The organism is Luteimonas sp. S4-F44 (genome assembly GCF_022637415.1).
GTDB lineage: Bacteria > Pseudomonadota > Gammaproteobacteria > Xanthomonadales > Xanthomonadaceae > Luteimonas.
The window spans coordinates 3557236-3581549 of record NZ_CP093340.1 but is presented as its reverse complement, the minus strand read 5'-3'; the positions used below and the strand labels follow the sequence as shown (position 1 = coordinate 3581549).

Genomic DNA, 24314 nt, shown 5'->3' with positions numbered 1-24314 from the left:
GTCGGGCGCGGATGAGGGGCGGGACGGATGCGGCATCGCGCCGCGGCGTCGATCAGTGCAGCGTCGGCGTGCCGCAGCAGGTCTTGTACTTGCGGCCGCTGCCGCAGGAACACGGATCATTGCGGCCGGGCACCTCGGCGCGCCGGGCCGGTTGCGGGCGCCGGTCGTGCAGGCGCTGCAGATACATGTCGTGGAGCATGTCGGGCAGATCGTAGGCGAGGTCGAAGCGCTCTTCGAGCGACAGCATGTCGCCCTCGGCCATTTCGGCATCCTCGAGCTGACTCGTATCGACGATTGCCAGTCGGGCGATGACGCCCAGGTCGTTCTCGATCGCCTCGTGCTCCTGCATCCACGCCGACCACGCGTCTTCGTGCTCGGCGGCGGCGCGCAGGAACCCGGCAGCCCACGCGGCCGCGAACGGGAAGTCGGCCGGCACGCCATCCAGTCCACCCGCGGCCTCGGTATCGGTGTCGCCATCCTCGGCTTCGGGCGGCAGGCCCAGCATCGGCATCAGTGCCTCATGGGCGATGCTGTCCTGCGGGTCCTGGCGCACGCGCTGCACGATCTCGTCGGCCAGCCGGGCGATCAGCGCCTCGGCCTCGCGGGTCTGGCGGGCGTCGCGGCGCGCGACTTCGCCCGTGCCCCAGACCAGCGGCAGTACGGTGTCCAGCGCGACTTCGACCGGGCCGACCGCGAGCGCCGACAGGAAGCCGTCGAGCATTTCCAGATTGCCCAGCCCGGTCTCGGGATCGGTGCAGCGATCGAGCAGCGTGTCCAGCCGGTCGAGCTCGGCATCGCTCAGGCGGGTGTCGTCAGCCATGGTCGGGCGCCTCCGTCACTGGGCCTTGATCGCCAGCGCCGGCAGGCCGCCATTGCCGAGCTTCTGCTTGGCCTCGGCGAGCTCGGTGGCGGTGCCGTAGGGTCCCATGCGCACGCGGTAGACCGTCTTGCCCTGCGCCTGGCCGGCTTCGACCCGGGCGCTCAGCCCGAGCAGTGCGATGCGTGCCTTGAGCGCTTCGGCATCGCCCGAGGCGCTGAACGAACCGGCCTGCAACAGGTAGCGGGCATCGCTGCCGGCAGCCGGTGTCGTCGAGGCCGTAGTGGTGGGCCGGGACGGGGTCGCCGGGGTGGTCGCGGTCGCCGGCGTCTCACTCAGCGGTGTCGGGCCGGTGGGGGCACCGGCCAGGTCCGCGGCGTCGGGATGACGGCCCTGCAGGGCCTGCTGCTGCGCCTCGGCGCGCTGCCGGCGCTCGGCCTCGGCGCGCGCGCTGGCGGCCAGCTCGGCGTCGGACATCGGCACCTCCTGGTCGGGCAGCAGGGTGTAGAAGTCGTAGTCGGCGGCGGGCGCGGGCTGTGGCTGCGGCGGGCGCGGCCGCGGGGCCGGGGTCTCGGCCAGCGGCGCCGGCGCGTCCTCGTCGAGCGCACCGGTCGCGGGCTGCGCGTCGGGATTGGGGCGCGGGCGGAAAAAGCCGTCCTCGGCGTCGGGCTTGAACAGCCGCGGCACCGCCAGCACCACGCCCAGCGCGAGCACCACGCCGATGATCATCCACGCCCAGCCGGGCAGGCCGCCGGAGCTGCCGCCGTTGCGTCGCGCTTGGGATTTGCCGCGTCTTGCCGCCATCACATCGCCTCCGGAGCCTGCACGCCCAGCAGCGCCAGGCCGTTGCGCAGCACCTGTCCCACGGCCGTCGCCAGCGCCAGACGCGCGTCGCGCGTCGGGGCATCGTCGACCAGGAACTGGTGATCGTTGTAGTACGTCTGGAAGGCCTGCGCCAGTTCCAGCAGATAGGTCGCAATCAGGTGCGGCTCGAGCTGGGCGCCGGCCGCGGCGACGATCTCGGGCCAGCGCGACAGGTCGATCAGCACGTCGCGCAGCGCCGTGTCGCTCATGTCCGGCAGCTGCGCAAGTCCTTGCTGCAGGTCGAAGGCCAGGCCGCGCTCGGCGAGCTGGCGCTGCAGGCCGCAGATGCGCGCATGCGAGAGCTGGACGTAGTAGACCGGGTTGTCGAGCGACTGGCTGCGTGCCAGGTCGATGTCGAACACCAGCTGCGAATCGGGCTTGCGGGCGACCAGGAACCAGCGCGTGGCATCACGCCCGGCTTCATCGATCAGGTCGCGCAGCGTCAGGTAGCTGCCGGCGCGCTTGGACAGCTTCACTTCCTCGCCGCCGCGCATCACCGTGACCATCTGGTGCAGCACGTACTCCGGCCAGCCGGCCGGGATGCCGGCATCGAGCGCCTGCAGGCCGGCGCGCACGCGTGCCAGCGAGCCGTGATGGTCGGCGCCCAGCTCGGTGATCGCACGTCGGTAGCCGCGCTGCCACTTGCTCAGGTGATAGGCGACATCCGGCACGAAATAGGTGTAGCTGCCGTCGGACTTGCGCATCACGCGGTCCTTGTCGTCGCCATAGTCGGTCGAACGCAGCCACAGCGCGCCGCCGTCCTCGTAGGTGTGGCCATTGGCGACGAGCGTGCCCACGGTCTCTTCGACCTTGCCGTCGGCGTACAGCGACGACTCCAGGAAGTAGACGTCGAAGCTCACGCCGAAGGCGGCCAGGTCGGCGTTCTGCTCGCGGCGCAGCCAGGCGACCGCGAAGCGGCGGATCGTGTCGAGGTCGTCGGTCTCCGCGGTGCCGGTCACGGACTGGCCTTCGACCTCGACCGTGGCGCCGTCCAGACAGGCGCGGGCGACATCGGCGATGTACTCGCCGTTGTAGGCATCGGCCGGCCAGTCGGCGTCGCCCGGCGCCAGGCCACGCGCGCGCGCCTGCACCGAGCGGGCGAGGTTCTCGATCTGCACGCCGGCGTCGTTGTAGTAGAACTCGCGCTTGACGGTCCAGCCGTTGGCGTCGAGTACGCGCGCGATGCAGTCGCCGATCACCGCGGCCCGGCCGTGGCCCACGTGCAGCGGGCCGGTTGGATTGGCCGACACATACTCCACGCCGGCCGTCTGCGCCGCGCCGCTGTCGTTGTGCCCGTAAGCGTCGCCGTGCGTGTGCACCGCGACCAACTGGTCGCGCCAGGCCGCAGGCGTCAGGCGGAAATTGAGGAAGCCGGGTCCGGCGATCTCGACCGAGGCGATCGCGTCGTTGGCCGGCAGCGCATCGACCAGCGCCTGCGCGATCGCGCGCGGGTTCGAGCGTGCGGGGCGCGCCAGCAGCATCGCCGCGTTGGTGGAGAAATCGCCATGGCTGCGGTCCTTCGGCCGTTCAACGACGAAGGCGGGCGTGGCGAGCTCGGCAGGCAGCGTGCCGGCATCGCGCAGGGCGGCGACGGCCCGTTCGACGAGGGGTTCGATGAGGGCGCGGGACGAGGAGTTCACGGGCAAAGAGTGTCGCGGAGCACGGCCGGGCATTGTACGCGAGCCATCCTGAGCGGGCCGACGCGGAAGGCGTATGCTTGCGCGCCCGGTTCTCCAGGCCCTGCGTGGACGCGCTGTTTCCCGAACTGATCTGGCTGGTGTGCATCGCCTTCATGGCCGGGCTGGTGGATGCGGCCGTCGGCGGCGGCGGCCTGGTCCAGCTGCCGGGTCTGTTCACCGCGCTGCCCCAGTACGCCCCGGCGGCGCTGCTGGGGACCAACAAGTTCAGCTCGATCTTCGGCACCGCGGCCTCGGGCTGGCGCTACGCGCGCAATGTGCGATTCCCCTGGATGCCGGTGCTGTGCGCGTCGGCGACCGCGTTCGTATTCGCCTTCGCCGGTGCCACTGCGGTCAGCCTGCTGCCGCGCGATGCGGTCCGGCCGCTGATCCTGGTGCTGCTGGTGGCGATGCTGGCCTACACCCTGGTCAAGAAGGACTTCGGCGCGCTGCACCGTCCGCGCGAGGTCGGCCGCCGCGAATTGGCGCTGGCCTTGGCGATGGGGGCTGCGATCGGCTTCTACGACGGCCTGTTCGGGCCCGGCACCGGCAGCTTCCTGATCTTCCTGTTCATCCGCTTCTTCGGGCTGGATTTCCTGCGCGCGACCGCCGCTTCGAAAATCGTCAATTTGGCGACCAACCTGGCGGCGCTGTCGTTCTTCGTGCCATCGGGCCATGTGCTGCTGGCCTTCGCGGTGCCGATGGCCATCGCCAATGTCGGTGGTTCGGTGGTCGGCACGCGACTGGCGTTGCGCGGCGGGACGCCGCTGATCCGCAAGCTGTTCGTCACGCTGGTGGTGGTGCTGATCGCGAAGATGGCCTGGGACACCTTCGCGAGTTGAGGCCGGACGTCAGCGCCGGCCGTTGCCGACCTCGATGAACTGCAGGAATTCGGCCCGCGTGCGCGCATCGTCGCGGAAGCTGCCGAGCATCGTCGAGGTGATCATGCTGACCCCGCGCTTGTGCACGCCGCGCGTGGTCATGCACTCGTGCGCGCCTTCGACCACCACGCCCACGCCCAGCGGCGCGAGTGCGCGCTGGATGCAGCCGGCGATCTGCGCGGTCATCTTCTCCTGCACCTGGAACCGCTTGGCATAGGCTTCGACGACGCGCGCGAGCTTGCTGATGCCGACCACGCGCCCCGACGGCAGATAGCCGACATGCACCTTGCCGATGATCGGCGCCATGTGGTGCTCGCAATGGCTCTCGTACTCGATGTCGCGCAGCACGATCATCTCGTCGTAGCCGGCCACCTCCTCGAACGTGCGCGCCAGATAGGCGTCGGCGTCGATCGCGTAGCCGCTGAACCATTCGCCGTAGGCGTCTGCGACCCGGCGGGGCGTATCGAGCAGGCCTTCGCGGCCCGGGTCCTCGCCGGCCCACCGTAGCAGCGTACGGACGGCGGCCTCGGCCTCGGCGCGGGGGACGCCGTTGCGGGCATCGTCGTGGGAAGCGCTCATCGCGGCTCTCGCGGAAAAGACGCTATGGTAGCGCGGCGCCGTTCAGCGCCCCAGCGCGACGCTCAGGCGTTGCGATCGGCGCGCCGGGCCGCATCCTGCCGGGATGCCGCCTCCATCGCGCAGTACTGCCAGGCTGCTTCGACCGCGCCGCGTGCTTCCACCCAGCCCAGCCGTGAGGCGCCGCGCGTCGCCTTCCAGTCGCGCTCGAGCTGGGCGGCGATCGTCTCGAACTCCTCGCCCGGGTGACGACGCCAGCTGCGCAGGCCGAGCCGGTAGGCCGGCGCGTAGTCGTCCCAGGTCCGGCCCACCGAGTAGTAGGGCGCTTGCTGCAGCGACGCCGCGAAGCGCTTGAGCAACGCGCCGTCCGCGCCGATCTCCGTGATCGCGTCGCGCATCGGCTCGGGCGCTAGATGGGCGGCAGGGGCGGGATCGTGCTTCATTCGCGTCGTCTTCCGGGGGCCGGGGGGCGTTGGGTAGCGGGGGACATTGGCCGCACGCTATGCCCGGCGCCGTCCGAAGGCGGTGAAGCGCGCGCGCTGCCTCGCAAAGCGTGCAGCCTGCGTTCACGCAACGGCGCTCGCCGGACCAGGGTGGAAAAATGTGCACGCCTCACCGGTTGGCGGCATGGCGCCGTCCATGACATTCCGCAGGGGCACAAACCCTGCCCGGCCCGCAGAATGCGCGTTCCGTCCACCAGGAGTTCCGCCCATGCGCGCCATTGCCGCCGGTTCCACGCTGGCTCTTGCCCTGGCCCTCGCGGCCTGCGGCCCGTCCGCCCCCGCGCCGTCCGATCCCACCGACACCGGTGTCGCGCGTGGACAGGCCGCCCAGGACGAATCGGCCCGGCTCAACGCCTGGTTCGAGACCCAGTACGAGGCCCTGCTGCAAAAGAGCCCGACCCAATTGACCTTCCTGGGCCGTAAGGACCAGAACGACCGCCTTGACGACATGTCCGAGCAGGCCAGTCGCGACCGCCTGGCCTGGTTGCAGGCCTCGGTCGCGGAAATGGAGGCGCAGTTCGACTACGACGCGCTCGATGCCGAGACCAAGCTGTCGTGGGATCTGTGGAAGCGCCAGTACGAAAGCGCGCAGGACGGCATGGCGTTCCTCGCCGACGGCTATGTGTTCGACCAGATGAACGGCATGCACAGCGCGTTCCCGACCTTCATGATCAGCATCCACAAGGTCGACGACGAACAGAGCTACCAGGCCTACATCGCCCGTTTGAAAGCTGCGCCGGTGATGTTCGACCAACTGCTCGAACGCGGACGCGCCGCCGCTGCGCAGGGCATCCGCCCGCCGCGATTCGCCTTCGACGGCGTGATTGACCAGTCGCGCAAGGTGATCACCGGCGCGCCGTTCGACAACGGCCCCGCCAGCGCGCTGTGGGCCGACGCCCAGGCCAAGGCCGATGCGCTGGTCGAACAGGGCAAGCTGACCGCCGAGCGTGCCGCGCAGCTCAAGGAAGAAGCCCGCGTGGCGCTCGTCGAAGAGCTCAAGCCCGCCTACGAGCGGATCATCGCGTGGAGCGAGCAGGAACGGCCGCAGGCGCTGGAGAACCCGGCCGGTGTCGGCACCACCCACCCCAACGGCGCGGCGTACTACGCCTACCAGCTGCGCGAGAACACCACGACCGCGATGAGCGCCGACGAGGTCCACCAGCTGGGCCTGGACGAGGTCGCGCGCATCCGTGGCGAGATGGAGGCGCTCAAGACCCGCGTCGGCTTCGACGGCGACCTGCAGGCGTTTTTCACCTTCCTCGACACCGACAAGCGCTTCAAGTACCCCGACACCGACGCCGGTCGCCAGGCCTACATCGACGATGCGACCGCCGCGATCGACAACATCCGCCAGCACCTGCCCGAGTACTTCGGCCTGCTGCCCAAGGCCGGCCTGGAGGTGCGCCGCGTGGAGGCGTTCCGCGAGCAGCCCGGCGCCGCGCAGCACTACTACCCCGGCACGCCGGACGGCTCGCGCCCGGGCATCTACTACGCGCACCTGTCGGACATGAACGCGATGCCCAAGACCGAACTGGAGGTCATCGCCTATCACGAGGGTCTGCCGGGCCATCACATGCAGATCTCGATCGCCCAGGAACTGCAGGGCGTGCCGACGTTCCGCACCCAGCAGTTCCACACCGCCTACACAGAGGGCTGGGGTCTGTATTCGGAGTGGCTGGCCAAGGAGATGCCGGGCACCTACCAGGACCCGTACTCGGAGTACGGCCGGCTGATGTCGGAGATGTGGCGCGCGATCCGGCTCGTCGTCGACACCGGCATGCACGCCAAGGGCTGGACCGAGCAGCAGGCGGTCGATTACTTCCGCCAGAACAGCTCGATCCCGCAGGCGGCGATCGAATCGGAAATCCGCCGCTACCTGATCATGCCCGGCCAGGCCACCGCCTATAAGGTCGGCATGATCCGCATCCAGGCCCTGCGCCGGAAGGCGGAGACCGAGCTGGGCGACCGCTTCGACATCCGCGGCTTCCACGATGCCGTGCTTGGCGGCGGCGCCCTGCCGCTGGACCTGCTCGAACAGCGCGTGGATCGCTGGATTGCCGAGAAGAAAGCCGGCTGAGCCGGCAGCGACGTCTTTTCCGCGCAGAACGCCGGTTCCAGCTCACCTCCCTCGCCCGCGGGGGAGGTTGGGGAACGCCTGATGGTGTGATCGATCCCCGCCCAACGCGGGGGCGGGCGATGCTATTCCACCGCCGCCAGCACCGCCGCGGCGAATGCCGCGACATCGAAGCGCTGTCCGGTCGGGTCCTCGCCGCGGCGCACCAGCACCAGGTCGCGCGAGGGCACCACGACCACGTACTGGCCGCGGTTGCCGAACGCGGCGAAGGCATCGGCCGGCACGCCCGGCGAGCGTTGCAGCAGCCACAGCGTCGCGCCGTAGCCGAAATCGTCCTCGGGCTGTGGGCCGGACGGCGTCGTCGCCTGCCGCACCCAGCCGTCGGGCAGCAGCCGGCGTCCGTCGGCCACGCCGTCGTTTTCGAGGAGCAGGCCGAAGCGGGCGAGGTCGCGTGCGGTCGACCACACCTGGCTCGACAGCACATAGCCGCCCTGCCAGTCGGTCTCGGCGAAGGTGCGCGTCATGCCGGTGGGCCAGAACAGGTCGGTGTAAGGACGCGACAGCGCCCGCGCGTCGTCGCCGGTCGCCGCGCGCAGTGCATGGACCGCCAGCACGCTGTCGTTGTTGGCGTAGCGGAACCGCGTGCCCGGCAATGCGGCCAGCGGCCAGCCGGGCGCGGCTTCGGCCACCGTCGCGCCGCCGAAGTACAGCGCATCGGTGCGATTGCCGGCCGTGTCGCTGTGCAGGCCGCTGGCCATGCGCAGCAACTGGTCGACCGTGATCGCCGCACGCGGATCGCCGGGGCGCTGCCATTCGGGCACCGGGGCCGGGCGCGCCGGATCGAGCGTGCCTTCGGCCGTGGAGACGCCGACCAGCGCGCCGGCCAGGCTCTTGGCGACCGACCACGTGCGCTGCGGCACGTGTGGGCCGAAGCCGTCGCGGTAGCGCTCGGCGACGATGTGTCCGCCCTGCACCACGACGACCGCGGTGGTGACGTGCCCCTCGCCGAACGCGGTGGCGTCGAACGCAGCGTCGAGTGCGGCCGCCAGCGCGCGGTCGTCGCCGCGCAGCGGCGCGGTCGCGTCGCGCTCACCCAGCGGCCAGGGCCGGGCATCGAGGTCCGGCGCGGCGGCATCGAAGCGCGGCAGCGTCGCGACCGCGGCGGCATCGGCGCCGATCGGCAGCTGCGCGCAGCCCAGGTTCGGACGCCAGGCGGCGATGCGCGGCGGCAGCGACGGGTCGAATGCGACCGAGACCGTCTGCGCGTCGCGGTCGACCACGGCGGTCAGCGCATCTACCTGCGCCTGGTGTTCGGGATAGATGCCGCGCAGTTCGACCGCGTCCACTTGCGCAGGCGTGCGGCCGCCACCCAGATGCGCGCTGCACAGCGTCAGCGCCTTGTAGCCCGCCGCGACCGCGCGCGCATGCGCCTCGGGAGCCGGCGGCGGCACGGTCTGCGCGAGCGCGGGTGCGGCGGCGAACAGGAGAACGGGCAACAGCTTGCGCATCGGCGGCATTCCAAAGACAGGACGCCGCAGTCTAGGCGGCGGCGCCAGCCTTGGCTTGCTGCCCTCGGCATAATGTAATATTTTGAGTTACATGAAACCCGACAGCCGCCTGTCCTCCGTCCTGCACGTGCTGCTGCACATGGCCCAGCACGACGGCCCATTGACCTCCGAGACCCTGGCCCGGGCCCTGGGCACGAACCCGGTGGTGGTCCGTCGCACGCTCGCCAGCCTGCGCGAGCGCGGCTATGTCGCCTCGGCCAGGGGCCCGGGCGGCGGCTGGACGCTGGGCTGCGACCTGCGCGCAGTGACCTTGCTCGACATCTATCGCGCAGTCGGGGAGCCGACCGTGTTCGCGATGGGCCATCGGCTGGCGCAGCCCGCGTGCCTGGTCGAACAGGCCGTCAACGAGGCGCTCGACGTCGCCTTCCGTGATGCCGAGGCGCTGCTGATCTCGCGCCTGGGCGAGGTGACCCTGGCCGAGCTGGCGGCCTCGTTCGCGCGGCGCATGCCGCATGTCCCCTCCGTCCCCTGCGAGCGTCCCGACCATGCCTGATCCCACCGCGCCCTTCGATGCCGTCGTCGTCGGCGGCAGCTATGCCGGCCTGTCGGCGGCGATGCAGCTCGCCCGTGCGCGTCAGCGTGTGCTCATCGTCGATGCCGGCCAGCGCCGCAATCGTTTCGCATCCGCCTCGCACGGGCTGATCGGCCAGGACGGCCGTGCGCCGGACGCGATCGCCGACGACGCCCGCGCCCAGGTGCTGGCCTATCCAACCGTCACTTGGCGACAGGCGACCGCGGTGCGCGCCGATGGCGGCATCGGCCTGTTCGCAGTCGAGGACGCTGCCGGGCAGCGGGTGCAGGCGCGCCGGCTGGTGCTGGCCACCGGCGTGGTCGACACGCTGCCGCCGATCGACGGCCTGCAGGCGCGCTGGGGCCGCAGCGTATTCCATTGTCCGTACTGTCATGGCTACGAACTCGACCGCGGCCGCATCGGCGTCATCGCCATCGGCGAGATCTCGATGCACCACGCTCTGATGCTGCCCGACTGGGGCGCGGTGACGTTCTTCCTCGATGGCCGTTTCGTGCCCGACGAGAGCCAGCGCGCCGCACTCGCCGCGCGCGGCGTGCGCATCGAGCCCGTGCGGATCGCCGCGGTGTCCGGACACGCGGATGTCGTGCTCGAAGACGGCCGGCGGATCGCATGCGACGGCTTGTTCGTCGCCAGCCGCACCCACGTCGCCAGTCCGCTGGCCGAGCAGCTCGGCTGCGCCTTCGAAGACGGGCCGCTGGGCGCGTACGTGCGCACCGATGCGATGCAAGCCACTTCGGTGCCCGGCGTCTTCGCCTGCGGCGACGCCGCCCGCGCCGCGCACAGCGTCGCGCTGGCGATCGGCGATGGTGCGATGGCCGGCGCTGCGACCCATCGCAGCCTGCTGGTCGACTGAATCGGCCGGCGTGGCGCTTTGCCCGTGCCCGGCACACGCGGCATCATGACGAGCTGGAACCCGCCCACACGACGAGACCCGTGCGCATGAAGCGATCGAAGACGACGGCCCTGCTGCTGATGGGCGCCGCGCCCCTGCTGTTCACCGCCTGCCAGCGCGAGCAGCCGGTGCAGATGCAGGAAGGCCTGTTCACCTCGGTCGAGCGCTGCACCGAAGCCACCGGAGATGCCTCCAACTGCCGCGTCGCGTTCGAGCAGGCGCGCCAGCAGGCCGCTGATGCCGCCCCGCAGTACGGCAGCCGCGAAGCGTGTGCGCGCGACTATCCGGCCGAAGACTGTGTGGAGCAGCGCACGACGGCCGGACACTCGTTCATCGGACCGATGATGGCCGGCTTCTTCCTGTCACAGATGATGAGCGGCAACCGCGCCGGGCTGGCCCAGCAACCGGCCGCGGGCCAGACGCGCGGCGCGGCAGCCGCGCGTCCGCAGGCCACGCCGGCCTGGCGCAGCAACACCGACGGCTGGCTGCGGCCGTCCGGCGCGACCGCCGCGGGCCGGGCCGGCCTGACCCCGGTCGCCGCCACCCCGGATCGCGCGATGACCGCGCAGCGCGGCGGCTTCGGCGCCTCGGGACGCGGCCGCAGCAGCGGCGGCTGAGCGTGCGGCGGATTCCGATCGTCGAGCGCGGCGACTGGCGCGCGCGCGCTGCCGAAAGCGGTTTCCGCTTCCACACCATCGACGGCGCCCGCTACTGGGACGAACGCGCCTACTACGCGTTCACCATGCGCCAGATTGAGGACGACCTCGAGGACCCGAGCGCCGAGCTGCACGCGATGGCGCTCGACTTGGTCGATGAGATCGCCGGCAGCGATGCGCTGATGCAGCGCCTGGCGATTCCTGCGCCGTTCCGCGACTGGGTCGCCGAAAGTTGGCGCCGCCGCGACGGTCATCTCTACGGGCGTCTGGACTTCGCCTACGACGGCCGGGGCCCGGCCAAGCTCTACGAACTCAACTACGACACCCCGACCTCGCTGTTCGAAGCCGCGTTCTTCCAGTGGCAGTGGCTGGAGGACCAGCGCGAGACCGGCCGTCTGCCGGCCGAGGCCGACCAGTTCAATTCGATCCACGAGGCGCTGGTCGAGCGCTTCGGTGTGTTGTCGATGCAACTGCCGCCGCCGCTGCTGTTCGCCGCCTCGCGCGACTCGGAGGAAGATCAGGGCACCGTCGACTATCTGCGCGATTGCGCCGCCCAGGCCGGCCTGCATGGCGCGCCGATCGCGATTGAGGATGTCGGGCTGTCGGACGACGGCCGCTTCACCGACCTCGACGATGGCGTGATCGGCACGCTGTTCAAGCTCTACCCGCTCGAAGACCTGTTCGCCGAGGATTTCGGCCGCGCGCTGCCTGGCTCCGGCCTGCGCCTGCTCGAGCCGCCGTGGAAGGCGCTGCTCAGCAACAAGGGCATCCTGCCGCTGCTGTGGGAGCGCCACCGCGGGCATCCCAACCTGTTGGCCGCAGCGTTCGACGACGGCGGCGCGCTGCCGGCCGGCTGGGTGCGCAAGCCGCTGCATTCGCGCGAAGGTGCGAACGTCGCCATGCATCTGCCAGACGGTCGCTGGCTCGAGAGCGAAGGCCCCTATGCCGGCCCCTGCATCCGCCAGGCCCTGCACCCGCTGCCGCAGTTCGACGGTCACTATCCGCTGGTCGGCAGTTGGGTGGTCGGCGATGTCGCCTGCGGCATCGGCATTCGCGAGGACGATGGCCCGATCACCCGAGACAGCGCCCGCTTCGTGCCCCACGCCATTGTCGAAGACGGCGCACGCACGACGGTCTATCTGTGAGACATGCGCCGCGACGATGCCAACGAGAACGTATCGCGTCCTGCGCAAGCGCGCATGGCGATCGAGGTGCTGCGCCGGCTGATCGGTGAGGACTTGCGTGGGGGGGGTGCTCTATGGCTCGTGCATGGCCGGCGGCCTGCGTCCGGCCAGCGATCTCGACCTGCTTGCTGTGGTGACGCATCCACTCTCCGACGAAACGCGCCGGACACTGATGGACGCCTTGCTCGATGTGTCGGCGCCGCCCGGCGATCCGGACATGCGCGCGCTGGAGGTGACGTGCGTCGTCGAGCGCGATATCCATCCCTGGCGGCATCCGGCGCGGCGCGAACTGCAGTTCGGTGAATGGCTTCGCGCCGACCTGGAGGCCGGCATCGTTGCGCCGCCGGTCGAGGATCCCGACCTCGCGTTGCTGCTGACGCAAGCACGAGCGCACGGTCTGGCGCTGCTTGGCGATGCGCCCGGACGATTGCTGCCGACGGTTCCCCGCAGCGATGTTCGCGCGGCGATTCTGTCCATGCGATCCGAGGTCGCACGCAATCTTGTCGGCGAGGAGGTCCACGCATTGCTGACGCTTGCGCGCATGTGGGTCACCCTCGAGAGCGGCGAGATCGTCGCCAAGGATGTCGCGGCCGATCGCGTGATGACCCGGCTTGCGGAGGACCGCCGCGCCCCGTTGCGGCGCGCGCGTGATATCTACCTCGGCCGCTGCCCGAACGATTGGCGTGGATGGGCTGCACGCGTGAGCGCCTGCGCCGAGGCAATGTGCGCGGCGATGCCGTCGTCCTGAGCCGACTCTGCGCGGGCGCGGCGACACGCGCCATCCCGGTCACCTGGTCCGTCGCGCGCGCCTGAAGCCTGCGATCATGTGCGCATGACTGAGCCCACTGTGTTTTCCACCCTCCCGCTGTCGCCCGCCCTGCTGCAGGGCGTCGCCGCCCTCGGCTACGCGGCGATGACGCCGATCCAGGCGCAGGCGTTGCCGGCGATCCTCGCCGGCCGCGACACCATCGCGCAGGCGCCCACCGGCAGCGGCAAGACCGCCGCCTTCGGGCTGGGCCTGCTGCAGCGGCTCGATCCCACGCGCGTGGAGACGCAGGCGTTGGTGCTGTGCCCCACGCGCGAGCTGGCCGATCAGGTCGCACGGCAGTTGCGTCGGCTCGCAGTCGGCATTCCCAACCTCAAGGTCTCGGTGCTGTGCGGCGGCATTCCGCTGGGGCCGCAGCTCGCGTCGCTGACTCATGATCCGCATGTGGTCGTCGGCACGCCCGGGCGCATCCAGGAGCTGACCAAGAAGAAGGCGCTGCACTTGCGGCACGTGCGCACGCTGGTGCTCGACGAGGCCGACCGCATGCTCGACATGGGCTTCGAAGAACCGATCCGCGACATCGTCGGGCGCACGCCCAAGACCCGCCAGGGTCTGCTGTTCTCGGCCACGTTTCCCGACGACATCCGCGCGCTGGGTGCGGCGATGCTGCGCGACCCGGTCAGCATCGGCATCGGCGGCGACACCGAGGCCCCGGCCATCGAGCAGCTCTGCTTCGAGGTCGAGCCCGCACGCCGTGCTCCATTGCTCGCCGCGCTGCTGCTGCGCTATCGGCCCGAATCGGCGGTGGTGTTCTGCAACACCCGCGCCGACGTGGCCGAGGTCGCCGGCTCGCTGGCGCACTACGGCTTCGCGGCGTTGGCGCTGCACGGTGACATGGAGCAGCGCGACCGCGACGAGGTGCTGCTGCAGTTCGCCAACCGCAGTTGCGCCGTGCTGGTGGCCAGCGATGTCGCCGCGCGCGGTCTGGATGTCGAGGACCTCGCGGCGGTCATCAATTTCGAACTGCCGCACGACCCCGACACCTACGTGCACCGCATCGGCCGCACCGGGCGCGCGGGACGCACCGGGCTGGCGCTGAACCTGGTGACACCGCGGGAGCTGCCGCGCACGACGGCGATCGAAGCGCACCTGGGCCAGCCGCTGCGCTGGGAAAAGCTGATGCCGTTGTCGGGCAAGGCGACGAACGTGCCGCCGGCCGCGATGGCCACGCTGCGCATCGACGCCGGTCGCAGCGACAAGCTGCGCCCCGGTGACATCGTCGGTGCGCTGACCGGCGAGGCCGGCCTGCACAAGGAGGCGATCGGCAAGATCGACGTGTTCGCGACTCGCAGCTATGTCGCCATCGCACGCGGCCAGGCCGCACAGGCGCTGGCACGCCTGCGCGAAGGCAAGATCAAGGGACGGCGGTTCCGGATTGCGCGGCTCTGACACCACGCGTCGAACGCGTCGTGACAGACGCGCTCAGCGCCCGCGCCAACGTGCCCACAGCGCGCGGATGGCCGCGTAGAGCACGCCGATCGCCAAGCCAAGGCCGATCCATTGCAGCAATGTCATCGCGGAGATCTCCTTGGCTGGGGTGGCGGACGGGCCGGCGCGCGCCATGACGGCGCGGCCGGGATGCAACGCAGTGTCAGTCCTGCACGCGACCGACGTTCTTCTCGTCTTCGGTGGCCTCGCGCACCTCGGCCACTTCGACGGCGAAGTGCAGCGTCTGGCCGGCCAGCGGATGGTTGCCATCGATGCGCACCTGCGTGTCGGTGACGTCCACCACGGTCACCAGCACCGAACCCTGCCCGCCCTGGGCCTGGAACTGCATCCCCGGCTCGACGGTATCCACGCCCTGGAAGGCGTCGCGCGGCAGCACCTGCACCAGTGCGTCGTTGCGCTCGCCGTAGGCCTCCTGCGGCGGCACGTCGACAGTCAGCGTGTCGCCGACCTTGCGGCCCGCCAACGCCTTCTCAAGGCCGGGGATGATGTTGCCGGCGCCGTGGAAATAGCGCAGCGGCTGCCCGGCGGGCGACTTGTCGAGCACCTCGCCGGCATCGTTGGTGAGGGTGTAGTGGATGCTGGCAACGCGTGCAGCGGCGATCTCCATGAGGATCTCCTTGAGATTCGAATAAAAGGGGGAGGCGTGGCGGAAGACGAAACGACACCGGACGACACACGGTGTGGATGACCACCACGCCACCCTACCGGGCAGGCCGGCGCCACGCAAACCAGCGCGCGTTCGCCGCTGCGCTGTGGCGAGGGCCAATCGATCGCGCATGGGCGGCGTGGCGCGGCCGCGACCGGATGACGCGAACATGAACCGGGGCGCGTTTCCCTAGGGTAGACCCCAGGTCCAGACGGTCGCGGGCGCGATTAGGTTGACAGCCGTCCGCACCGTGCCGCGAAGGCCGGTGCCCCAGTTTCCGATCAGGAGTGACGACATGACGGACGGTGCTTCCGGCGTTTCGGGTAGCGGTGGTTCCAGCGCTGCCGATGCCGCCAACGATGCCGCGCAGTCCGCGGCCAACGACGCGGCGGCCAGCGCTGTCGAGTCGATGGGCCCGGCCTCCGCCGAGGCGGTGAGCTCGGCCGAGGCCGCCGCCGAGGCTGCCAAGGTGGGCGATGCCTGCACCGCCGAGGCCGCCCTGTCGCGCGCCGAAGCGGCGGCATCGCAGACCGCGCAGGCGGCGCAGACGGTGGCCGACATCGCTGCGCAGACCCCCACCCAGGTGACCGAGGCCGCAGCGGCCCTGGCGGCGGAAGACGCCCAGAACGCGGCCGCCGCCGTCGACGCCGCGCGTCAGGCAGTTGAAAGCATGCGTGAAGACCTCGGCGTCAGCGGCTGCATCTCCCAGGCCCCGACCTCGCCGACCCAGGGCCTGGCCCTGCACACCATCGAGCAACTCTGGGCCTAAAACCGGGGTCAGAGTCGATTTTTCTTTGCACCCGCGGTGCAACACCGGGGTCAGGTTCGCTTTTCCCCGCAGTGACGTCGTGGCTGCTGTTTGCTGAGGGAAAAGCGAACCTGACCCCTGCACACTGACCGCATCGCGGGGATCAGAGTTTGGCGTCGACTTTCAGGTCGCCTGGCTGGAGCCAGCCGCGGCGGCGCATCGGCGCGGCGATGGCCAGCGTCAGCAGGGCCGGCGCGAGGAAATGCAGCAGGCCGATCGACAGCCACACCGACGGCGCGTTCCCCATGGCCGCCAGCGTGCCGACCTGGCCGACGAAGCCGCTGGTGCCCATGCCCGAGCCGGTGGGCACGTTGTGCATGCCGAAGCCCAGGGTCGCGATCGGGCCGAGGATCGCGCCGGCCAGCGTCGGCGGGATCCAGATCCGCGGATTCCGCACGATGTTGGGCAGCTGCAGCATGCTCGTACCCAGGCCCTGGCTGAGCAGCCCCGACGTGCCGTTCTCGCGCCAGCTCATGACCGCGAAGCCGACCATTTGCGCCGCGCAGCCCACGGTCGCCGCGCCGCCGGCCAGACCGCCCAGGCCCAACGAGATCGCCAGCGCCGCACTCGAGGTCGGGCCGGTCAGGATCATCCCCATCGCCACTGCGATCAGCACGCTCATCAGCAACGGCTGCAGCGTCATCGCCCACTCGATGCTCTGCCCGGTCACCGCCAGCACGTTGCCGATCACCGGCGCCAGCGCGTGCGCGGTGGCGAAGCCGGCGACCAGGGCCGCGGCCGGCGTTGCGATGATGTCGATCGGCGTGGTGCGGCTGACCAATTTGCCGATCTCGGTGCTCACCGCGACCGCGACGAAGCAGCCGACCGGCCCCCCGAGCTTGGCGCCCAGCAGTCCCGTCGCGGCGCTGGCGAAGATCACGATCGGCGGACCTTTCAGCCCGTAGGCCACCGCCACGCCGATCGCAGCCCCCATCGCCTGCTGCGCCATCGTGCCGGCGTCGACCAGCCAGGCCTGGCCGGTCCAGCCGCCGACGGTCTTGAGGATCAGCCCGATCACCAGCGAGCCGAACAGGCCCAGCGTCATCGCGTTGAGCGCCTCGATGCCATAGCGCCGCAGCGAGAACTCGATGTCGCGCGCGCGCAGGAAGGACGTCAGAGACATGGCCGTGCCGGTACGGGAAAACGGGACGGCCTGGACAGACCGCGCGGATCGAACGAGCGCGCAAGGATAGCGGCTCGGCGGCCCCTGCCGTCCGACACCGGATCGCGGCACCGAGCGTGATCGCTGACGACCTGTTACCGACCGCGCGCCCACCGCGCCCAACAAGCCGACGACGCCCCTGCCCACATCTCCATACTTCATGGTATGGTCGGGTTGCTCACCTCCCCCGCGGCGGGCCTTTGGATGTCGGTCGGACCCACCTGTCCGGCGTTTACTGGAGGACCGTTGTATGAGCCGCTCACTGATCCGCTGGCTTGCGCTGTGCGTGTTGCTGGCTGTCTGCACCGCTGCCTCGGCCGCGGGATTCAACAAAACCTACGAACGCATCCCCAGCTGGGACGGCACCGAGCTGGGTGCCCTCGTGCTGGTGCCGCGCGGGCAGGGACCCGGGCCGTTCCCGCTGATCGTCATGCCGGCCAGCTGGTCACTCCCGAATCTGGAATACGTGGGCCGCGCCGCGCAGCTGGCGGGCGACGGCTACGTGGTGGTGAGCTTCACCTCACGCGGCTTCTGGGATTCGGCGGGCCGGATCGACATTGCCGGCCCGCCCTCGGTCGAGGATGTCAGCGCGGTGATCGACTGGGCATTGGCGCACACGCCCGCCGACCCGGACGCGATCGGCGCGTCGGGCATCTCCTATGGCGCGGGCATCAGCCTGCTGGCGGCGGCGCGAGACCCGCGGATCCGCGCGGTCGCGGCGCTGAGTGGCTGGGCTGACCTGGAGGCCTCGCTCTACGCGAACCGCACGGTCAGCCGCCAGGGTGTCGCCCTGCTGGTGGGCGCGGGTGTGTTGACCGGCCGGCCCGGCCCGGAACTGGCGGCGATCACCGCCCGGGTCGCCCTCGGCGATTACGACGGCGCGGTCGAGGGCTTCCTGCCGCAGGCGGCCAGCCGCGGCGCGGTGCACGAGGTCGACGAGATCAACCGCAACGGCACCGCGGTGCTGATCGCCAATTCCTTCAACGACAGCCTCTTCCCGCCCAACCAGTCCGTGGATTTCTACCAACGGCTGCGCGGCCCCCGACAGTTGCTGCTCAGCCAGGGCGACCATGCGACTGCCGAACTGCCGGGCGCGTTGGGTCTGCCGAACACGGTGTACGAGGCCACCACCCGCTGGTTCGACCGCCATCTCAAAGGCCGGGATCCGGATACGTCCGCGCCGCAGGTGCGGCTTGCCACGCTCGACGGTCAATGGCTCGCCTACGCGGACTGGGATGCGGTGCAGGCGGACGAGGTGACGTACGGACTGACCCGTCCGTCCGGCCTGGTGCAGGCGACCGGCACCCTGGCCGCACGCGACGCCACCGGCTGGAACCACCGCATCGCCACCGGCGTGCCGACCGTCGCTGACGCCGGGCCGGTGCTGATCGGCGGCCTGCTGCAAGGCTTCGGTGTGCCCGTGATCACCTCGATTCCGCTGGTCTCGCGGCTCGGCGCCGCTGTCTGGGCCGGGCCGGTCTACCCGACCGGGCGCATCCTGGCCGGCGCGCCAGCGCTGCGGATCACCGTGGTGCCCGACCGTCGCGAGGTCTCGTTGTTCGCCTATCTCTACAGCGTCGACGCGCTGGGCATGGGCCAACTGCTCAGCCACAAGCCCTACAGCCTGCGCGACGCCGTGCCCGGCCAGCCCCGGACGCTGGACATCGCGCTGGAGGCTACAGCCGCGAAGATTCCCGCGGGCCGCAGGCTGGTGCTGGTCGTGGACACCCTCGATCTGCGCTATGCCGATGCCACCGCGCCGGGGCGCTCGTTGACGTTCGCCTCGCCGCGCGAGGCCCCGTCGCAGCTGCGCGTGCCACTGCACTGAGCCACGGCCACGGCGCCGGCGCAGCACCGCCGGCGCCACACGCGCAGACCACGCATGCGGCCGCGCCGTGATGGAGCTGGGCCGCAATCGCGGTCCCGTCCTCCGCGCGCTGGCATGCCCGGAGGAGGCCCAAGGTCAGCGGATGACCAACTCGATGTTCGGATGGCTGGCCAGAATCTCAAGCACGATCTCGAAGTACGTCTGCCCGGTACCGGCCTCCAACGCATCGAGCTGGCGCTGCACATGCGCTAAGTTGAAGCGTTCGGGGTGCGCGAGCTTGGCCTGCAGGAAGCGGCGCGTCGTTTCCACGCCCAGGTCCTGCCGGTTCTTCTCGAACGCCGTCCACACCAGCGTCACCGGCGCATCGCCGTCGAGCGCGCCGTAGCCGCCGTAGAGCATGTCGTCGAGTGCATCCAAACTCGGCCCGAGTGTCCAGTCGACCTCCGCCATGAAGACGCGGTTGATCTCGTCGTAGAACGACGGGATGTCGTGGATGCGGGTGCCGTCGAGCATCAGCGATTTGGGCGCGGTGGGCAAGGCGGTTGGTATCGAGTTCGCGAAGAGAAGGAGCCTGATCGAAGCGGCTGGAAAAGTGAACCTGCGGGGACTTGAAGGCCACGCCGGGCTGCAAAGCGCACGCCCCTCTATTCAAAGCAAGTGGATGCTTGCGCAACAGGGCTCAGACCCTCGCGTGCTTCCTTGCAAACAGGTGATCACTCACTCCGTCTGGCACGACTCCGCTGCGCAACTTGAATCTGCAGTTAGACAAACGGTGATGAACCTGCCTGCGTCAGTCAACAAGTATCTGGTCATCGCGTCCGACCTGGAGCGCGCTTGCCACGCTGCTGCATCTTGTCTGCATTGCTGTGGGTCCTGCTGGATACCGATTGCCCGGTGCCGGCGAGGGCATGGCTCAGATGGCAGCGGCTGGGCATTGGTACCCGACCCTCGTGACATTGAGCATCGCCGGCATCCTGGCGATAGGGTCGCTGTATGCGGCCTCAGGTGCTGGCCTGATTGGCCGCCTGGCCTTGCTGCGCTGGGTGCTGCTGGCCATGACCCTGGCCTATCCGTTGCGTGGCCTGGGATTCTTCTTTCTCATGGAAACATTCCCTGACAACAGCATTGCATTCTGGTACGTCAGCTCAGCGATCTGTCTGGTGTTCGGGGTTGTGCACGCCGTCGGCCTTCGGCAAGTTTGGTCATGCCTGTAGGCGGTCGCGATGACATGCGTGAGGGCGGCGTAGCGCACGGCGACTTCGAGATCGACATGGCCGTGGTAAAGAACACCGCGCAGCCTGCCTTGCCTGATCTTGTCAGCCACCTCGAAGCACGCTCCGACTGATGCTGCGTGATCAGCCTTCAAAGGCGAGCGGCGACGGCATCTGCGATCGCCTTGCGGCCGTGCCCAGTTCTGCGCCGCAATCGGTACCAAGGCAACGGAGCCGCTATCGCAATGACAACGCCGTCAGCGGTCATGCTCCCGGTACGCCCGCACATGCTCGATCAGCGCGCGCAACTTTGGCGGCTGGTGCCGGCGGTTCGGGAAGTACAGGAAAAAGCCGGGAAACGGCGGCAGGTAATCCTGCAGTAGCGGTACCAATTCGCCGCGTGCGAGGTACGGCGCGAATGTCTCTTCGAGGCCGAAGGTGATGCCGCCGCCGGCCAGTGCGGTGCGGATCATCAGCAGCATGTCGTTGGTGGTGATCTGCGGCGCGACCTGCACGTCGAATGGGTGGCCGTCTTCGACGAACTCCCAGCGGTGCGGCGCGACGGCGGGCGTCATGCGCCAGCCGATGCAGCGGTGGGCGACGAGATCGCGCGGATGCGCAGGCACGCCGTGGCGGGCGAGGTAGTCCGGGGCGGCGACGGCGACTTCGCGCTGCGGGCCGGTCAGCGGCACGGCGACCATGTCCTGCTCGATCACCTCGCCCAGGCGCACGCCGGCGTCGAAGCCGGCAGCGACGATGTCGAAGACCTCGTCGGTGATAGTTACATCCAGCGTGATGCCGGGATAGGCCTGGGCGAATGTCGCGATCAGCGGCCCGGACAGGAAGCGCTCGGCAATCGAGGTGACCGCAACGCGCAACAGGCCACGGGCCGGGCCGTCGTCGAGGGCTTCCTCGAGTGCGGTGCCCAATGCGGCCAGCGGCGTGGCGACTTGGCGATGCAGGCGCTCGCCGGCTTCGGTCAGGCGCACGCTGCGCGTGGAACGGTGGACCAGCGCGATGCCGAGCGCATCCTCGAGCCGGCGGATGCCCTGACTGACTGCCGAGCGCGTCACCCCGAGCCGGTCGGCGGCGGCGCGGAAGTTCGGGCCGTCGGCGACGGCCAGAAAGACGCGCAGCAGGTTGAGATCGAGCTCCATTGGTTAGCGAGTCTAACCAATGCGTCCAGCGGCAAGGGAATTCCGGCCGCCTGGCGCGACGCCTACCGTGGGCGCTCCCCACTGGAGACCATCTCATGCAAACCCTGACCGACCGCATCATCCTGATCACCGGTGCCAGCAGCGGCATCGGCGCCGCCACGGCACGCGAGCTTGCGGCGCGCGGTGCGACCGTCGTGCTTGGCGCGCGGCGGACCGAACGTCTCGACGCGCTGGTCGCCGAGATCGTCGCTGCCGGCGGGTGCGCGCAGGCGCGTGCGCTAGATGTCGTGTCGCCCGACGACATGCAGGCCTTCGCCGACCATGCGCTCGCCGCACACGGCCGCATCGACGCCATCGTCAACAACGCCGGTGTGATGCCGCTCTCGCCGCTGTCGGCGCTCAAACGCGACGAATGGAATCAGATGATCGATGTGAACCTGCGCGGCGTCCTGCACGGCATCGCCGCGGTGTTGCCGACGATGGAGCGGCAGGGCTTCGGGCACGTGGTCAATGTCGCCTCGATCGGCGCGCACCGCGTGTTTCCCACATCGGCGGTCTACTGTGCGACCAAGTACGCGGTGTGGGCGTTGTCGGAAGGCCTGCGCCAAGAAACCGACCGCCTGCGCGTGACCGTGGTCAGCCCGGGCACCACGACTTCGGAGCTCGCCGACACGATCACCCATGCGGGCGCGGCCGAGGGCATGCGCGATTTTCGTCGGATCACGATCGCGCCCGAGGCGGTCGCACGCGCGATCGCCTATGCGATGGAACAGCCGGCGGATGTCGATGTCAGCGAAGTGATCGTGCGCCCGGTCGCCAGTCCATACTGAGGCCAGTGTGCCGATCGCACGCCGCGGCCCGACAGCGCCCTGCGACGCGCATGACGCGACACGGTCAGCGTCTGCGCATCCGGTGTGTGCAGGGTCGCGGTCGCGCTGCTGTCGTCGGCGGCGTCCAACTCGACGCGGGTGGCAGGGGTCAGCGCGAACGGCAGTTTGCCGCCGCGGGCGCCCTGCATCAGCAGCGCGTCAAAGCGTCGACCCGGATCGCCGTCGAACTCGCCCATCGGCAGGTCGCCCGACGCGATCTGTTCGATCGAGACCGGCGTTGCCGGATAAACCTGCGAGGCCGCGCCATCGGCGGTGTCGAAGCCCGGGACCAGGTGTTGCGGTGCGAAGTCGTCGATCGCGCGCGCCGCATCCCGTTCGGCCTGCGGCGAGAGCAGCTGGTGGACGGTCATGAAATCCAGGGCAGCCCAGGCGGCGGCGAAACGCTGCGCCGTGGCTTGCGGAGACGTCATGTCCAGCGATTCGTAGTAGGTACGCGGCTGCGTTGCGCGCGTGTGGGCGGTGCAGGCGATCATCGCCAGGCCGATCAGCATGCAGGCGAGACGAGTGCCGGGGTGTCGCATGCAGGCTCCGATGCGCAGACGAAGACAAAGCGTAGCAAGCCGCGCCGTCCCCTCGTGCAGCGTGCCGGCGGCGGACGCGCGTCAGCGTCGCCACATCCGCGCCTGCCGCGGCGGCAGGCGGAAGGTGTAGGCCGCGCGGTCGATGACGATCGTGCTGCCGGCGTCGAGGACGTCGGTGTAGGGCACGTGCCAGTGCAGCACACTGTTGTCCATCGAGACCGTCGCATCGACGGGCGTGCCGCACTTGTTGATGCCGACGATGCCGGCATCGCCGCGCCGCAGCAGCAGATGACAGGCGCTGTAGGACAGCACCTGCATGTCGCGGCCCTGCATGGCGTTGTGGAAGCCGATCATGCGCACCAGGTCCGTGCGGCGCCAGGCGTCCACCCAGCGGCCGTCGCCGCTCTCGTCGTTGTCGGAGTACAGCATCGGTACGCCGCCATCGCGGCCCAGCAGATAGGCATAGGCAAGCGTCTCGTCGACCGGGTCGAGGATCGCGTAACGGAAGCCGGCGTTGTTCGGGATGTCGTGGGTCACGGCGAACGTCACCGCCCGTGCGGCCGGCAGCGCCTGGCCGAACGCACCCGGATCGACCAGCGCCTGCAGGCCGCCCGACGGCAGCAGGGCATTGCGCAGCGCGTTGAACAGCGGAAAGTCGTAGGCGCCGTGTGGCGTCTGCGCGAGATACGGCGCGAGGAAGCCGTCGTAATCGCCGGTGCCGGCGCCCCCGGTGGTGATGACCTCGCCGAACACGTGCGCGCCGTTGCGGATGCCGGCATCGAACACGCGGTTCATATGCTCGAAGGTCATGTGCTTGGCCGCATCAACGCGGAAGCCGGTCACGCCCAGGCCCTTGAGCGCCTGCAGGTAATTGCGTTGCTGCGCGACCACCCAGTCGTTGGCGACGAGGTCGGGCAGGCCGGGGTCGCCGTCGCCGCCGCAGATGCGGTTGTGCCGCACCTGGTCGGGGTCGCCGTAGTCGACGATGCACAGCGCCGGGCCGAAATCGGACGCGCCGAACTGGTTGACCGACAGGTCGCCGTACAAGCGCAGACGGGCATAGCGCGCGGGGTCGCCGGCGTAGGCCGACAGCACCGCGGCGCCCGGATAGTTCAGGTCCGGGCGCATCCACGCCTCGTTGGCCATGTGGTTGAGCACGACATCGGCGTAGGTCTCCACGCCGTGCTCGGCCAGCGCCTGCACCATGCTGGCGAAGGATTCGGTGTCGCCCAGCGGATGCTCGATCGCGCGCAGGTCCTGCGGCTGGTAGCGGGCCCACCATTCGTCGCCCTGCGAGCGGTAGGCCGGTGCCACCAGTACCTTGCGATAGCCGGCCTGCGCGATCTGCGCCGCACGCGCCTCGACGGTCGCATACGGCCAGTTGAACGCGTGCAGGATGACGTCGGCCTGCGCCGCGCCGGTGGTGCAGGCCAGCAACAGCCAGGCCGCCAGGCGGCCGCACCAGCGGCAGGCGGGCAGGCGCCTGCGTGCGCCGGGCGTCGTTCCGGTGATGTCGTCCATCGTGCCTTGCCCCCGCGACCGCGCCACGTGGCGCCGACGTCGGTGTAGCGGGCATCGCGCTGCAGCATCCAG

At 70.0% G+C, this 24314-nt stretch carries 24 protein-coding genes; 12 read left to right on the top strand and 12 right to left on the bottom strand.

The genetic code is table 11. The features are described 5' to 3' along the window. Nucleotides 1–52 precede the first annotated feature (52 nt). Genes MNO14_RS16165 through argS form a run of 3 tightly spaced genes read right to left on the bottom strand, consistent with a single transcriptional unit; the run spans nt 53 to nt 3321 of the window. Nucleotides 53–820, bottom strand: a complete 768-nt coding sequence (locus MNO14_RS16165) for a UPF0149 family protein (RefSeq protein WP_241944696.1) — start codon at nt 818–820, stop codon at nt 53–55. Between the two features lie 15 nt (nt 821–835). Then, on the bottom strand, nt 836–1621 hold the full coding sequence (locus MNO14_RS16160) for an SPOR domain-containing protein (RefSeq protein WP_241944695.1): 786 nt from the start codon (nt 1619–1621) through the stop codon (nt 836–838). Continuing rightward, a complete protein-coding gene (argS, locus tag MNO14_RS16155) occupies nt 1621–3321 on the bottom strand; it encodes an arginine--tRNA ligase (protein WP_241944694.1) in 1701 nt (566 codons plus the stop codon). The genes MNO14_RS16160 and argS overlap by 1 nt, the downstream gene beginning before the upstream one ends. 152 nt (nt 3322–3473) lie before the next feature. On the opposite strand from argS, the gene MNO14_RS16150 reads away from it, so the two are divergent. Next, on the top strand, nt 3474–4199 hold the full coding sequence (locus MNO14_RS16150; RefSeq protein WP_241946370.1) for a TSUP family transporter: 726 nt from the start codon (nt 3474–3476) through the stop codon (nt 4197–4199). Nucleotides 4200–4208: 9 nt separating this feature from the next. Here the strand turns inward: MNO14_RS16150 and folE are convergent, their stop codons facing one another. Further along, entirely contained in the window at nt 4209–4817 is a 609-nt protein-coding gene (gene folE, locus MNO14_RS16145) for a GTP cyclohydrolase I FolE (RefSeq protein WP_241944693.1), read from the bottom strand. Between the two features lie 62 nt (nt 4818–4879). After that, nucleotides 4880–5257: a hypothetical protein gene (locus tag MNO14_RS16140; protein ID WP_241944692.1), complete on the bottom strand. Its 378-nt coding sequence runs from the start codon at nt 5255–5257 to the stop codon at nt 4880–4882. Between the two features lie 268 nt (nt 5258–5525). Between MNO14_RS16140 and MNO14_RS16135 the strand changes: the two genes are divergently transcribed. Next, nucleotides 5526–7394, top strand: coding sequence for a DUF885 domain-containing protein (locus MNO14_RS16135; protein WP_241944691.1), 1869 nt, complete (start codon nt 5526–5528; stop codon nt 7392–7394). Between the two features lie 122 nt (nt 7395–7516). On the opposite strand, the gene MNO14_RS16130 is transcribed toward MNO14_RS16135, so the two are convergent. Further along, nucleotides 7517–8899 carry a serine hydrolase gene (locus MNO14_RS16130; RefSeq protein ID WP_241944690.1) on the bottom strand — a complete coding sequence of 461 codons (1383 nt, stop codon included), beginning with the start codon at nt 8897–8899 and terminating at the stop codon, nt 7517–7519. Between the two features lie 91 nt (nt 8900–8990). Here MNO14_RS16130 and MNO14_RS16125 point away from each other — a divergent pair, with 91 nt between their 5' ends. The 6 genes from MNO14_RS16125 (at nt 8991) to dbpA (ending at nt 14438) form a co-directional block, all read left to right on the top strand. Continuing rightward, nucleotides 8991–9452, top strand: a complete 462-nt coding sequence (locus MNO14_RS16125) for an Rrf2 family transcriptional regulator (RefSeq protein WP_241944689.1) — start codon at nt 8991–8993, stop codon at nt 9450–9452. Further along, nucleotides 9445–10344 (top strand): NAD(P)/FAD-dependent oxidoreductase, encoded by a 900-nt coding sequence (locus MNO14_RS16120; protein WP_241944688.1) that lies wholly within the window; start codon nt 9445–9447, stop codon nt 10342–10344. Before MNO14_RS16125 ends, MNO14_RS16120 begins: the two co-directional genes overlap by 8 nt. Before the next feature lie 86 nt (nt 10345–10430). Further along, nucleotides 10431–11000, top strand: coding sequence for a DUF1190 domain-containing protein (locus tag MNO14_RS16115; RefSeq protein ID WP_241944687.1), 570 nt, complete (start codon nt 10431–10433; stop codon nt 10998–11000). A 2-nt stretch (nt 11001–11002) separates the two neighbouring features. Then, complete coding sequence (locus tag MNO14_RS16110; RefSeq protein ID WP_241944686.1) at nt 11003–12184, top strand: glutathionylspermidine synthase family protein; 1182 nt, start codon at nt 11003–11005, stop codon at nt 12182–12184. A gap of 124 nt (nt 12185–12308) precedes the next feature. Further along, the gene (locus MNO14_RS16105; protein ID WP_241944685.1) at nt 12309–12971 is read left to right on the top strand and encodes an aminoglycoside adenylyltransferase family protein; all 663 of its coding nucleotides are present in this window, start codon (nt 12309–12311) and stop codon (nt 12969–12971) included. 84 nt (nt 12972–13055) lie between these two features. Further along, nucleotides 13056–14438, top strand: a complete 1383-nt coding sequence (gene dbpA, locus MNO14_RS16100) for an ATP-dependent RNA helicase DbpA (protein ID WP_241944684.1) — start codon at nt 13056–13058, stop codon at nt 14436–14438. A gap of 202 nt (nt 14439–14640) precedes the next feature. On the opposite strand, the gene MNO14_RS16095 is transcribed toward dbpA, so the two are convergent. Then, complete coding sequence (locus tag MNO14_RS16095; protein ID WP_241944683.1) at nt 14641–15105, bottom strand: peptidylprolyl isomerase; 465 nt, start codon at nt 15103–15105, stop codon at nt 14641–14643. A gap of 334 nt (nt 15106–15439) precedes the next feature. Between MNO14_RS16095 and MNO14_RS16090 the strand changes: the two genes are divergently transcribed. Continuing rightward, the gene (locus MNO14_RS16090) at nt 15440–15913 is read left to right on the top strand and encodes a hypothetical protein (protein WP_241944682.1); all 474 of its coding nucleotides are present in this window, start codon (nt 15440–15442) and stop codon (nt 15911–15913) included. Nucleotides 15914–16055: 142 nt separating this feature from the next. Here MNO14_RS16090 and MNO14_RS16085 read toward each other — a convergent pair whose 3' ends face one another. Further along, the gene (locus MNO14_RS16085) at nt 16056–17075 is read right to left on the bottom strand and encodes a PTS sugar transporter subunit IIC (RefSeq protein ID WP_241944681.1); all 1020 of its coding nucleotides are present in this window, start codon (nt 17073–17075) and stop codon (nt 16056–16058) included. Nucleotides 17076–17364: 289 nt separating this feature from the next. On the opposite strand from MNO14_RS16085, the gene MNO14_RS16080 reads away from it, so the two are divergent. After that, nucleotides 17365–18942, top strand: coding sequence for a CocE/NonD family hydrolase (locus tag MNO14_RS16080; protein WP_241944680.1), 1578 nt, complete (start codon nt 17365–17367; stop codon nt 18940–18942). A gap of 135 nt (nt 18943–19077) precedes the next feature. On the opposite strand, the gene MNO14_RS16075 is transcribed toward MNO14_RS16080, so the two are convergent. Further along, complete coding sequence (locus tag MNO14_RS16075) at nt 19078–19455, bottom strand: barstar family protein (RefSeq protein WP_241946369.1); 378 nt, start codon at nt 19453–19455, stop codon at nt 19078–19080. Between the two features lie 437 nt (nt 19456–19892). Here MNO14_RS16075 and MNO14_RS16070 point away from each other — a divergent pair, with 437 nt between their 5' ends. Then, nucleotides 19893–20156 (top strand): hypothetical protein, encoded by a 264-nt coding sequence (locus tag MNO14_RS16070; RefSeq protein WP_241944679.1) that lies wholly within the window; start codon nt 19893–19895, stop codon nt 20154–20156. A 254-nt stretch (nt 20157–20410) separates the two neighbouring features. Here the strand turns inward: MNO14_RS16070 and MNO14_RS16065 are convergent, their stop codons facing one another. Next, complete coding sequence (locus tag MNO14_RS16065) at nt 20411–21310, bottom strand: LysR family transcriptional regulator (RefSeq protein WP_241944678.1); 900 nt, start codon at nt 21308–21310, stop codon at nt 20411–20413. Nucleotides 21311–21405: 95 nt separating this feature from the next. Between MNO14_RS16065 and MNO14_RS16060 the strand changes: the two genes are divergently transcribed. Further along, on the top strand, nt 21406–22140 hold the full coding sequence (locus tag MNO14_RS16060; protein ID WP_241944677.1) for an SDR family oxidoreductase: 735 nt from the start codon (nt 21406–21408) through the stop codon (nt 22138–22140). Here MNO14_RS16060 and MNO14_RS16055 read toward each other — a convergent pair. Next, on the bottom strand, nt 22068–22721 hold the full coding sequence (locus MNO14_RS16055) for a hypothetical protein (protein ID WP_241944676.1): 654 nt from the start codon (nt 22719–22721) through the stop codon (nt 22068–22070). The genes MNO14_RS16060 and MNO14_RS16055 overlap by 73 nt on opposite strands. Nucleotides 22722–22802: 81 nt before the next feature. Further along, nucleotides 22803–24173: an alpha-amylase family protein gene (locus MNO14_RS16050; protein ID WP_241946368.1), complete on the bottom strand. Its 1371-nt coding sequence runs from the start codon at nt 24171–24173 to the stop codon at nt 22803–22805. Nucleotides 24174–24314: the final 141 nt, after the last annotated feature.